Annotated in this window: 1 protein-coding gene and 1 pseudogene; both read right to left on the minus strand. The window is 62.6% G+C overall.

The window, feature by feature from the left end:
* Window positions 1-171: urease subunit gamma (locus tag ACH4F2_RS36305; RefSeq protein WP_398136842.1), on the minus strand; the 171-nt coding region annotated here is incomplete at its 3' end.
* Between the two features lie 51 nt (window positions 172-222).
* Window positions 223-1,079, minus strand: a pseudogene (locus ACH4F2_RS36310) (hypothetical protein); the annotation flags it as partial.

The following is a 1,079-nucleotide window of genomic DNA, read 5'->3' on the forward strand; positions in this document are numbered from 1 at the left end:
CATGACCTCCTCGAGTGTCTTGCCCTCCCGAGCTCCCTCCAGAGCGGCTGCAGTGATGACTGCGACGGACTCCGGATGATTGAGTTTGAGCCCCTTTGCCTTTCGCCTCAGTGCGACATCCGCCAACATGAGAATTGTCAGCTTGTCGAGTTCTCGCGGTGTCAGATGCATTCCGAACGCTCCTTGTCGATCATGCGGTAACTCCCTGTCGTCGAATACATGTCAGCTCCCCTGTTCCGTCGCTTCGGTGAGAGGTTCGGCCGCCTGCTGGACGAAACCGCTCCTCCTGCCGCCCGAGTACTCGTTGATCGCGTCCAGAACCGCCTGGGCATGTTCCGAGGCGACCAGCACCTCGACACGCAACCGCTCCGTGAACACGACGTCGTTGCGTTGCCCGCGAAACTTGAGCGAGGCCGAGTCGCTCGCGGAGACATGCGCTTCCGATACGACTATCGACTCCGCTCCGGCAGCCAGCAGCGCCTCCCGAAGCTTCTCGGACTCGATGGTCTGCAATACCGCGGTGATGAGTTCGTGCTTCGGGGCGCCGAGGTTCGGAACAAGTTTTGCCCCCTCGACCAGGACCCCCGAGTCGAACCCGCTGGTCTGCGGCGCACCACCGGCGTCGACGAATGCGGCGTTGTAGCGGTACGCGTCCATGCCTTGCTGACGACGGTCGATGTCCACCTGGTCTTTCGGAGCCAGCTTGAGACCGATGGTCTTCTCGATGCCCGTGGCGATCAGCCAGGTCACCACGAACGAGAAAGCGATGACGACGATCAACGCCAGCGCCTGCTCGCCGAGTAGTCCTGCGCCGCCGCCGAAGAAGAGTCCATCGCGGCCGATCGAATTGATCGCCTTTTCGCCGAACAAACCGAGAAGGAGGGAACCGAGGATGCCGCCGATGAAGTGGACCGCGATGACGTCGAGCGCGTCGTCGAACTTGAAGATCGACTTGAGCGCGAGCGCGAAGTGGCAGACCAGTCCGGCAAGCGCGCCGATCGCCAACGCGGAGAAGGTGCTGACGAAGCCGGCGCATGGAGTAACGGTCGCGAGACCGGCTACCGCGCCGGTGATTCCGC

This window comes from Streptomyces sp. NPDC017890 (assembly GCF_044328675.1).
Taxonomy (GTDB): Bacteria; Actinomycetota; Actinomycetes; order Streptomycetales; family Streptomycetaceae; genus Streptomyces.